Source organism: Mesorhizobium sp. M7A.F.Ca.CA.004.06.1.1 (genome assembly GCF_003999135.1).
Taxonomy (GTDB): Bacteria; Pseudomonadota; Alphaproteobacteria; order Rhizobiales; family Rhizobiaceae; genus Mesorhizobium.
On the sequence record NZ_RZPQ01000113.1, the window covers coordinates 1 to 11103 of the forward strand.

The 11103-nt window shown below is 63.7% G+C and carries 8 protein-coding genes and 1 pseudogene; 5 read left to right on the forward strand and 4 right to left on the reverse strand.

All coding sequences use genetic code 11. The annotated features are described in order from the left end of the window. The 4 genes and pseudogenes from EN906_RS09875 to EN906_RS09890 form a co-directional block, all read right to left on the reverse strand. A pseudogene (locus EN906_RS09875) lies at positions 1 to 243 on the reverse strand (ABC transporter permease); the annotation flags it as partial. A gap of 25 nt (positions 244 to 268) precedes the next feature. Further along, entirely contained in the window at positions 269 to 1384 is a 1116-nt protein-coding gene (locus EN906_RS09880) for an ABC transporter substrate-binding protein (protein ID WP_023812803.1), read from the reverse strand. Between the two features lie 67 nt (positions 1385 to 1451). Beyond that, positions 1452 to 2546, reverse strand: coding sequence for an ABC transporter ATP-binding protein (locus tag EN906_RS09885; protein ID WP_127267593.1), 1095 nt, complete (start codon positions 2544 to 2546; stop codon positions 1452 to 1454). 119 nt (positions 2547 to 2665) lie between these two features. After that, positions 2666 to 3562 (reverse strand): LysR substrate-binding domain-containing protein, encoded by an 897-nt coding sequence (locus EN906_RS09890; protein WP_013532647.1) that lies wholly within the window; start codon positions 3560 to 3562, stop codon positions 2666 to 2668. An 84-nt stretch (positions 3563 to 3646) separates the two neighbouring features. Between EN906_RS09890 and EN906_RS09895 the strand changes: the two genes are divergently transcribed. The 5 genes from EN906_RS09895 to EN906_RS09915 all read left to right on the forward strand — a co-directional run bounded on the left by EN906_RS09895 (position 3647) and on the right by EN906_RS09915 (position 11056). Then, on the forward strand, positions 3647 to 5242 hold the full coding sequence (locus tag EN906_RS09895) for an amidohydrolase (protein ID WP_164777144.1): 1596 nt from the start codon (positions 3647 to 3649) through the stop codon (positions 5240 to 5242). Between the two features lie 28 nt (positions 5243 to 5270). Next, positions 5271 to 6203, forward strand: a complete 933-nt coding sequence (locus EN906_RS09900) for a dimethylarginine dimethylaminohydrolase family protein (protein ID WP_127267591.1) — start codon at positions 5271 to 5273, stop codon at positions 6201 to 6203. Positions 6204 to 6442: 239 nt separating this feature from the next. Further along, positions 6443 to 7882, forward strand: coding sequence for an FAD-binding oxidoreductase (locus tag EN906_RS09905; RefSeq protein WP_127272266.1), 1440 nt, complete (start codon positions 6443 to 6445; stop codon positions 7880 to 7882). A gap of 230 nt (positions 7883 to 8112) precedes the next feature. Beyond that, entirely contained in the window at positions 8113 to 10266 is a 2154-nt protein-coding gene (locus EN906_RS09910; RefSeq protein WP_127272265.1) for a penicillin-binding protein 1A, read from the forward strand. 205 nt (positions 10267 to 10471) lie between these two features. Continuing rightward, positions 10472 to 11056 carry a DUF1214 domain-containing protein gene (locus EN906_RS09915; protein ID WP_127271885.1) on the forward strand — a complete coding sequence of 195 codons (585 nt, stop codon included), beginning with the start codon at positions 10472 to 10474 and terminating at the stop codon, positions 11054 to 11056. Positions 11057 to 11103 lie beyond the last annotated feature (47 nt).

Sequence of the window (11103 nt, forward strand, 5' to 3'; positions counted from 1 at the left end):
GGCGTAGGCAGCGGCCACCGAAACCACGGTGACGACCGCCGCGATGCGCAGCGTGCGGATGAACACCGACTGCACGAGATCGTCGGTAAGCAGCGCCTCATACTGGCCGAGGCCGGGCGTCGGCAGCGTGAAGCTCCATTTGACGACGCCGAGGAACGGCCAGGCATAGGCCAGGACAAGAAACAGGAGCAGCGGCGCCATCAACAGCGCCGCGCCCATCCTGTCGGAGAGATAGGATCTCATGTCGACCCGATTACCCCTGCCCTGATCAGGCCGAGATGATCTTGGTGTATTCGTCGAGCGCCGGCCCGTAGTTCTTGGCGTACCAGTCCATGTCGAGCGCGATCTGCTTCTTCATGTTCTCGGGATCGACCGGGTTGATGCGCTTCTTGTCGGCAGGGATCAGCGCGTCTGCCGCCGGGTTTGCAGGACCTTGGCCGAGCTTGTCGAACATGACCAGCTGCTTTTCAGGGTCCTGGGCACTGGCGATGAACTTCATCGCAGCGTCCTTGCCGCCGGGATTGCCCTTGAGCACGGCGAGCGCACCGGGCGAGATCAGGCCCTGGTCCCAGATGAACTTGATCTTGCCGCCGCTATCCTGCTCGATCAGTGAAGCGCGGGTCGACCAGACGATTGCCATCGAGGCCTCGCCATTGAGCAGCACGCTCTGACTTTCGGCGCCGCCACCCCAATAGGCAACGACGTTTTCCTTGAAGGCGGCGATCTTGTCATGGGCGCGCTTGAGATCGAGCGGGTAGAGCGACGCAGGCGCGATACCGTCGGCGAGCAGCGCCGCTTCCCAGCTCGACACGCCCCATTTGTAGAGCGAGCGCTTGCCGGGGAATTTCTTCACGTCGAAGAAATCGGCCATGCCGGTCGGCGCGTCCTTGCCGTACTTCTCGGAATCATAGGCGATGACATAGGAGAAGAAATAGGTCGAGGCGGCGTATTCCCAACCAAAGCCGGGCCGCATCTTCTTCTTGTCGACGATGTTGTAATCGATCGGCTCGAGAGCCCCCTGGGCGCCGAGCGTGATGGCCGAGAACGGATCGACATCGACGAGATCCCAGGTCGGCGCGCCGCTCTTGAATTGCGCGGCGATGGCACCTTCGGTCGGACCCGAACCGTCCATCTTGACGGTGATGCCGGTGTCCTTGGTGAAGGCCTGGCCATAGGCGGCATCGTAGGCGGTGATGGCATCGCCACCCCAGTTGACCAGCACCAGCTCCTTGGCCTGCGCAAAGGCACCTGTCGAGCGCAGCAGCATCGGCGTGCCGGCCAGCACGAGTGCCGCCAACTGTGTGAACTGCCGGCGCGAGATCTCACCGCGGCCTGCCCTGGCGGACAGGCTCTCGATGGCTTGTTTCTTGGTATCATGTGTCATGTCAGTTCCCCTTTTTTGTTGTTGATAGTGCCGGAATCGGTGCTGCGATATCTCGCCACACCGTTCGTCATTGCCCTCCATGCGGAAGGAGGAAACCCTTTTCCGCCGGCCAGGTGAGCCAGACGGAGTTGCCCTTGCTCAACGCCGCGGCAGCCACCTCGCTCGGCACCGAGACCGTGACCTTGGCGCCTTGCCGCGTCGTCAGGTCGAGCCGCGTTGCCGCGCCGAGATAGGTGGAGTTGGTGGCGGTAGCGGCGATCCCATTCTCACCATCTGCCGCCTCGCTCGATATCGACATGTATTCGGGCCGGATCGCCAGGATGGCATCGCCGCGCACGAGTTCGGCCTTGCAGCCCATGCTGACCGCGCGGTCCTCGCACAGGCCGGTCGAGCCATTGCCGGCAGGCTTGACCCCCTTCAGCGGCAGCATGTTGATCTCGCCGAGGAACTCGGCGACGAAGCGGTTGTCCGGCCGGTCGTAGACCTCGTCGGGCGCTCCAACCTGCAGCAATTTGCCGTGGTTGAAGATGGCAACGCGTGACGACAGCGCCAGCGCCTCGCTCTGGTCGTGGGTGACGAAGACGAAGGTGGTCCCGGTCTCCTGGTGCAGCCGCTTCATCTCGGCCTGCATCTGGCCGCGCAGGCCCTTGTCGAGCGCGGAAAACGGTTCGTCGAGCAACAGCACGCCCGGTTCGAACACCAGCGCGCGGGCCAGCGCCACACGCTGCTGCTGACCGCCTGACAATTGCGCCGGCAGTTTTTTCTCGTGGCCCTTGAGGCCGACGCGCTCGATCATCTCGCCGACGCGGCGCTTGATGTCGGCGGCCGATTTCTTGCGCACCTTGAGTGGGAAGGCGATGTTGGCTTCGACGCTCATATGCGGGAACAGCGCGTAGCCCTGGAACACCATGCCGGCGGCACGTTGCTCGGCCGGCCGGTCGGTGATGTCGACGCCGTCGCTGAACAGCTTGCCTTCGGTCGGCTGCACGAAGCCGGCAAGGATCATCAGGAAGGTGGTCTTGCCCGAACCGGACGGCCCGAGCAGGGTCAGGAACTCGCCACGGCCGATATCGAGCGACAGATTGTCCAGCGCACGGAATGAGCCGAAGCTCTTGCCGATCCCGATTGCCTTGATCTCTGCGGCACGGCCGGGTTGCTGCATACTGCCCTTTCCCTAACGCTTGTCGAAATCGTAGGCAGGGTGCCGGCTCACCGCAACCGAATAGTTTTCGCGTGATCGGCAAATTCCATTCATCTATGGCGAGATGTCGCCACCTGCCCTCAATACGGCAGAATGCGGTTCTCCTGGAGTTTCGACCGCAGCCATCCTGCGAACGCTTCCAGCACCGGATGCGAAGCCTTGGCGTGTTCGGAGACCAGGAAATAGGAACGCGGCGACTTGATCGCTATGTCGAACGGCCTGACCAGCCGGCCCTCGCTCAGCGCCCGCCGGCTGGTCAGTTCGTCGCCCATGGCGATGCCCTGGCCGGCAATCGCCGCCGAAAAGACGAGGTTCATGTCCGAAAAGAAGATGCCGCCCTCAATGTCGGGGTTTTCCACCTTGGACAGCGCCAGCCAGCGCGCCCAATCCTCGGTGTCATCGAGATGCAGCAGGTTGGCGCGCAGCACGTCCGACGGCCGGGAAAAACCACCGACCTTGTTGAGCAGTGTCGGGCTGCAGAGCGGCGTGAACGAGATTTCACAGAGCGGCTCGACCGCCCGGTTCGGCCAATTGCCGACACCAAACGCAATGAAGGCATCGGCATCGGCATTGCTGACATCGTCGAGCCGGCGCGGCGTCAGGATGCGCAGCGCCACGTCAGGATACATCTGCCGGAACTCGCCGATATGGGTGCACAAGAACAGCGAGGCGAAGCCGGGCGTGCAACTGACGGCGAACGAGCCGCCGACTCCGGTGCCGGCATCGCGCGTCACCGCGTCGCCCAGAACGGTGAGCGCTTTGCGCACATCGCTGGCGTAGCGCTGGCCGCGCGGCGTCAACGCCACGCCCTTGCCGATGCGTTCGAGCAGGTCGAAGCCGAGGTCGCGCTCCAGCAGGCGAAGCTGATGGCTAACAGCGCTGCGGGTTAGGTGCAACTCGTCGGCGGCGCGCCAGACGCTGCCGTGGCGGGCGAAGCTGTCGAGCGCGCGCAGCGCTTGTGTCGATGGTATACGCAAGGAACCTCAGGTGAACCGAATTTGCACGAACCGGGAAAACATATCACTTTTTAGCGACCCGCTTCACTGCTTTCTTCTCATGCCATGGAGAAACCGGTGGCCACCTCGGCGCAAGCAACCGCCCTTGCCTGTCTCGACGGCATCCAGCCGTTGTTGTCCGCGTGGACACGCACCATCTTCGATTACGGCGAGACCGCGTGGCGGGAGTATCAATCAGCCGCCTGGTATGTCGAGCGGCTGAAACTCGAAGGCTTTTCCGTCGAAGAAGGCTCCGCCGGCATGCCGACCGCCTTCTGCGCGCATTGGACCAACGGCCCCGGCCCGACCATCGGCATGTACGCCGAATACGACGCGGTGCCGGGCAATTGCCAGGATGCCGCTACGGTCGAGCGTCCGCGCCGGGGACTTGGCAACCAGGCCGGCGGCCACACCGACCCGCATTCCGGCCTCCGGATTTCGAGCCTCGGCGGGCTGCTGGCGACCAAGGCGGCGATGCAGCGCCACGGCATATCAGGCACGCTGCGCTTCACCGGCGAGCCGGCGGAAAAGGTGCGCGGGTCAAAGCCGATCCATGCCGCCAAGGGCTATTATGACGGCCTTGCCGGCATGATCTCCTTTCATCCGTTCTACATGCTGCCGCTCTGCAACACGGCGCGCTGGGACACGCATTGCGGCGCGGCCTACGCGATGATCTATCGCTTCATCTGCGACCAACCGGAGCGCTGGGCGCTGGCTGCGGGTGCTGCACCCATTCCGCAAGCACATTCGGCGGCGCGCGCCCCCGGCGCCAACGACGCATTGATGATGATGTACATGGCCTCCAAGGCTCTGCGCGATTCCATGCTGCCGCACCAGGGCGGCTGGTCGATCAGCGAAGCGATCCTGACGGCGGGGCAAGCAACCGCCGACAATTTGCCGGCGGGGCTGGCCGAGATCCAGTACATGATCCGCGTGCCGACGCTTGCCATGGCCGAGCAGGTCACCGCGGTGCTCGACCGCAATGCCGAGGCCGCTGCCAGCATGAGCGGCTGCCGCCATGAGCGGCATTGGGTGTCGAAGTCACGACCGGGACTTGCCAACCATGCCATGGCCGAAATCGCCTATGAAGCGCTGTCGACGGCTGGGCCGCCGCGCTGGGACGAGGACGCCAAGGCAGTTGCCCGCGAAATACAGGTCAATGCCGGGCGCATGGCGAGCGACGAGCCGTTCATCGAAGAACTCGAGCGCTTGATCGAGCCGCAGGCGGCGGAAGCGATCCTGCGCCGCGATCTGCCGCCCTCGCAAGTCAATTCGACCTCCGACGATTACACCGACATGAGCTGGCATACGCCGACAGCGCGGTTCTATGTCGCCCGCCCGGCGCTGCGTTCGGAGACCGGCTACCCCTATCCGGCATGGGTGATGAATGCGCTGGGCGGCATTTCGGCGACGATCGACCCGATGGTCATCTGCGCGTCCAAGACGGTCGCGCTGGCGGCGCTCCGCCTGCTGGAAGACCAGACCGCCCGCGATGCGGCGATGAATGAATTCGTCGCCCGCACCGGCGGCGGAATCGGCGGCTCGAACTGGATCGCCCCGCTCTGTGACTACGAGCCGCCTATCCATTTTCGCTGGCCTGAATATGTCACCACCCCGCGCGGACGCGACTGGTGGATACCGAGCATTCCCCAAGCCAAATGACCGCCGATCTGATCACGAGGAGAACCCCATGACCGTTCATGACCGCATTGTCGCCGAGCCGTTTTCGCTGCAGCGCCGCAACCCAGCCGGCGGCACCAAGCCGCTGACCGCCTGGGGCTTTGCCAACGAGACCGACGTGCTAACCGACGTCCTGCTCGGCTCGCCCAATTTCCTGCGGCATCTGTCGACCAGTTCGCTGTCGCGCAAGCATCTGCGCGAGGCGCCCTGCAACGTCCAGATCGCCCAGGCACAGCACAAGGACCTGGTCGCCGCCTACGAGCATTTCGGCGTCAACATCCACTGGCACGAGCCGACGCCTGAGCTGCCGATGCAGGTCTATTCCCGCGATTCCAGCGTCATGACGCCTTACGGCGCCTTCATCACCGCCATGGCCAACTGGTGGCGGCGCGGCGAGAACTACGCCGCGATCCGCACCTACGAAAAGCTCGGCATCCCGATCTACGACATGGTCACCGCAGGCACGTTCGAGGGCGGCGACTTCAACGTCATCGAGGACGGCGTCGTGCTGATCGGCTGCGGCGGCGCCCGCACGCAGGAGGAAGGTGCGCGCCAGGTACAGGCCTGGTTCGACAAGGAGGGTTGGGAAACCCGCATCGCCTTCATCGACGAATATTACGTCCATATCGACCTGATGGTGGTGCCGATCGCCGAAAAACTGACCGCTGTCTGCCTCGCCTGCACCGAACCCGGCATTGTCGACTGGTTGAAGGGCAAGGGCCACGAGATCATCGACGTGCCGTTCCAGGATACGATGGCGCTCGGCTGCAACTTCATGTCGCTGGGCAGGGACCGGGTGATCGCGCCGACCTCCAGCCAGGCGCTGATCGGTCAGCTCAAGGCGCGCGGTTTCGAAGTCGCGGCCGTCGACATGAGCGAGATTTCGAAGACCGGCGGTGGCATCCACTGCATGGCGCAGGCGCTGAAGCGCGAACCGGCCTGAGGAGTGGGATAGCGCTACGCTGCTTCGCTCACATTCGCATCAGCATGATCGGCATCCTGGCGGCCGAGGGTGCAAGGTCGCGCGCGCAAAACGGCTGAGATCGCCGGCTGGCGGCACCATGTGCCCCGCTTGCGAGTCGCAACGCTGGCCGACGCGAAACTTGCGCGATAGCTAATATAAGCGCACAGTAAAAACGTCTTTTGGGAGAGGACAGCTCATCTGCAAATCGGGAGGAAACCATGAACACCATGAGCCTCACCACGCTTGAACGCGGAAAAACGACAATCGACGCCGCAGCCCTGGAAGCGTTTTCGGCACAATTGCGCGGCAAAATGCTGAGCGAAGGCGATGCCGCGTACGACGAAGCACGGACCGTCTGGAATGCCACGGTCGACCGGCTGCCCGGGCTGATCGTGTGCTGCGTCGGCGCTTCCGATGTCGTCAGTGCCGTGAATTTCGCCAGGGAGAACAGGCTTCTCGTCTCCGTGCGCGGCGGCGGCCACAACATTGCCGGAAGTGCGGTCTGCGATGGTGGCCTGATGATTGATCTGTCATTGATGAAATCGGTGCGGGTCGATGTCGCTGGGCGGCGGGCATGGGTCGGGCCTGGCGCGACGCTTGCCGATGTCGACAAGGAGACGCAGGCCTTCGGGCTGGTGGTGCCGACCGGAATCAACTCGACCACCGGCATATCCGGCCTGACGCTGGGTGGCGGCTTCGGCTGGATCACCCGCAAATTCGGCCTGACCATCGACAATCTTGCCTCCGCCGATGTGGTCACCGCCGACGGCAAACTGCTCCGGGCCAGCAAGACTGAAAATCCCGATTTATTCTGGGCGCTGCGCGGCGGCGGCGGCAATTTCGGCGTCGTCACGGCATTCGAGTTCCATCTCCATGAGTTTGGACCGCAAGTGCTGGCAGGGCTTGTCGTCCATCCCTTCGCCGATGCCGAAAAGGTGCTGCGGGAGTATCGCAAGGCGCTCGAAACCGCTCCTGACGAGTTGACCTGCTGGGTAGTCATGCGGCAGGCGCCGCCGCTGCCCTTCCTGCCCGCGGAATGGCATGGCAAGGAGGTTCTGGTTCTGGCCATGTGTTATTGCGGCGACATCGAGGCAGGCGAAAAGGCGACGCAAAAACTTCGAGCCATCGGCACGCCGATTGCCGATGTCGTGGGCCCCAGCCCGTTCACCGGCTGGCAGCAGGCATTCGACCCACTGCTCACGCCCGGCGCCCGCAACTACTGGAAGAGCCATGACTTCACCGAGTTTTCCGAGGAGGCGGCTGCGGTCGTAACGGGGGCAATAGCCAAGCTGCCGGGACCCGAATGCGAGATATTTATCGGCCATGTCGGCGGCGCGGCAGGTCGCGTCAAGGCGGATGCAACGGCGTTCCCACAGCGCAGTTCGCATTTCGTCATGAACATTCACGCCCGCTGGCGCGAACCCACCATGGACAAGGCTTGCACCGACTGGGCTCGTTCAATCTACGAGGCGGCCAAACCTTATGCCGCCGGCACCGCCTACGTGAACTTCATGCCGGAGGACGAGGTCGACCGGGTCGAAGCGGCCTATGGTGGCAACCATCGACGGCTTCTGGAAATCAAGCAGCGCTACGACCCGCTGAACCTGTTCCGCATGAACCAGAATTTGCGTCCGAAAGAAAGCTTGCGAGCCGCATGAGGCGCGCCGAGCTGCAGTGATAACAAGTTCACGCCTCCGCTGGAGGCGCGGGCACATGCTGTTGGCGCCGGGCTGTATTCTTGGGCCGGCCCATCAGCAACAAACCCAATACTGTGTCTTCGCCGCCCTTGTGAGTGCTGGAAAAATGGAGGAATAGTCTCCCGGAATGCATCGCCCTGAAATTGCCGGTTTGCGGTTCTCAGGTCGTGCAATTGCTAGCCGGATTCCGAATGGCCAGTCCCGAACCGCGCAAAAGAAGAGGTCCGATCGCCGCCCGGCTGCTGGCGCTCGATGCGTGGATCGATTCCTCGCTCTATGAGATCGGCTTCAAGGCGCGCCAATTCTGGGAATCAGCGACGATCTTCTCGCGGCGCTTCCGCGTCAACGGCTGGCGCCGTGGCATCATCGAACTGTTGAGCGAAGGTTTCACGCTCGGCGCCGTCGGCATCGTGGTGATGCTGGCGCTGGCCATTCCGGCTTTCCAGGACACGGCTGGCGACTGGCGCGCCCAGGGCGACTTCGCCGTCACCTTCCTCGACCGCTATGGCAACGAGATCGGCCAGCGCGGCATCATCCAGCGCGATTCCGTGCCGGTCGACGAGATGCCCGATCACGTCATCAAGGCGGTGCTTGCCACCGAGGACCGTCGCTTCTTCGACCACTACGGCATCGATGTGCTCGGCCTGTCGCGCGCGATCTTCGAGAATGTGCGGGCGAACTCCGTCGTCCAGGGCGGCTCGAGCATCACCCAGCAGTTGGCCAAGAACCTGTTCCTCACCAACGAGCGCACGCTGGAGCGCAAGATCAAGGAAGCCTTCCTGTCGCTGTGGCTCGAGGCCAATCTGTCGAAGAAGGAGATCCTGCAGCTCTATCTCGACCGCGCCTATATGGGCGGCGGCACGTTCGGCATCGAGGCTGCCGCCGACTTCTATTTCGGCAAGAGCGTCAAGGACCTGAACCTGGCCGAGGCGGCGATGCTGGCCGGCCTGTTCAAGGCGCCGACCAAATATGCGCCGCACATCAACCTGCCGGCGGCGCGCGCGCGCGCCAATGTGGTGCTGTCCAACCTTGTCGATGCCGGCTTCATGACCGAAGGCCAGGTCCTGCAGGCCAGGCTGCATCCGGCCGATGTCGTCGACCGCGGCGAACAGAAAAGCCCTGACTATTACCTCGACTGGGCATTCGACGAGGTCAAGAAGATCGCCAAACCTGGCCAGCACTCGCTTCTCGCCCACACCACCTTTGACGCCAACATCCAGAAGGCGGCGGAAGAATCGGTGGAGTTCCACCTGCGCCAGTTCGGCAAGGAGTACAACGTCACCGAAGGTGCCGTCGTCGTCATCGAGACCAACGGCGCCGTGCGCGCCATCGTCGGCGGCCGCGACTATGGGGCCAGCCAGTTCAACCGCGCCACCAAGGCGCTGCGCCAGACCGGCTCATCATTCAAGCCCTATGTCTACGCAACCGCGATGGAACACGGCTTCACCCCCAACTCCATCATTTCCGGCGGCCCGATCAGCTGGGGCAGCTGGTCGCCGCACAATTACAACGGCGGATCGGCCGGCAACGTCACGTTGATCATGGCAATGGCCAAGTCGATCAACACCGTGCCGGTGCGGCTGGCCAAGGATCATCTCGGCATCGGCCCGATCAAGGCCATGGCCGAGGCGATGGGCGTGGAATCGCCGATCGAAGCACATAAGACGATGGTGCTCGGCACCTCGAGCATGACGGTGATGGACCAGGCGACGGGCTACAGCGTGTTCGCCGACAACGGCTTCGTCGGCTCCCGGCACGGCATCAGCCAACTCGTCACCCGGACCGGCGAGGTGGTCTATGATTTCGCCAAGGACGCGCCGCCGCCACACCGGGTGCTGTCCGAGCAGGCGCTCAAATCGATGAACACCATGCTGGCCGCAGTGCCGGTGATGGGTACGGCGCGGCGAGCCCAACTTCCCAACATCGTCGTCGCCGGCAAGACAGGCACCACGCAGTCCTACCGCGACGCCTGGTTTGTCGGCTTCACCGGCAACTACACGGCGGCGGTATGGATGGGCAATGACGACTTCACGCCGACCAAGAACATGACCGGTGGCTCACTGCCGGCGATGGTGTGGCAGCGACTGATGGTCTATGCGCACCAGAACATCGACCTCAAGCCGATCCCGGGCATCGACAAGCCCTTCGTCGATGAGGAGATCGCTGCCAAGGCCGAGGAAGCACAGAAGAAGAGCGACGATCAGGCGGCGGCCGATGCAGCCGCCGAACGGCCGCCGGTGCTGTCCAGCCGCACGACCCAGACGCTGCGGGACATGACCACGCTGTTCCAGTCGGCGCCCGTCCTCAGTACGCCGCAACTGCCGGAGACGCTGTCGGCGCTGTGATTGGCGCCGAGACAGTTGAGGGGTGATGGCCGGATCACCGCCATTGCCAAGCTGGAACACCCCTCATCCGACCGAGCTTCGCTCGGCCACCTTCTCCCGCAAGGGGAGAAGGGAGAGCCGTCTGCAATTCTACGTCGGCCCGCTTGCCACAAGGCCCTGCGCCGCGATATCCCCGAGCGGCAACTCTTCGTGTCCCCGGCCCCTCATGCTCAAAACTGCCTTCCTGACGCTGCTTTCGCTTGCCATAGCCATCGTCGGCGGTGGCGGCAGCGTCTGGTATGCGCTGAAAGTCCAGGATGGTGTCGGCGCCATCAGGATCGGCCAATGGACAGCCTTTCCCGATATCGGCACGCCGGCCGCCGATCCCTATTCCAAGGCCCGCGTGGCGCGCGAGGGTGTGCTTGCGCTCGGCCGCGCCGAGGGGCTGTCCTTCGTCGCCGAGCGAGACGCGGCCGGCGCCGAGCTCAAGCGCGAATGCACCTACACAATCGAGGGTGATTTTCCGACAGCACGGTTCTGGACGCTTTATGCCGCCGACCAGTCGCTCGGCGTGGTCGAAACCGGCAAACCCCGGCTGGCGGCGCTGCAATCCTACGGGGTGGTGCGCCAGCCCGACAATTCGGTGATCATTTCCGCCGGCCATCACCCGATGCCGGGCAATTGGCTGCTGACAGACGGCTTCGGCAGGATGTATTTCGTGCTGACCTTCTACGACACGCCAATCGCCAGCAGCACCGGCCTGTCGGACGTCTCGCTGCCGCATATCGTCAAGGTCGGCTGCAATGCGTAGTTTTTACGCTGCGATGCGCGGACTTCTGCATGCCGTCCTGCTCGGTC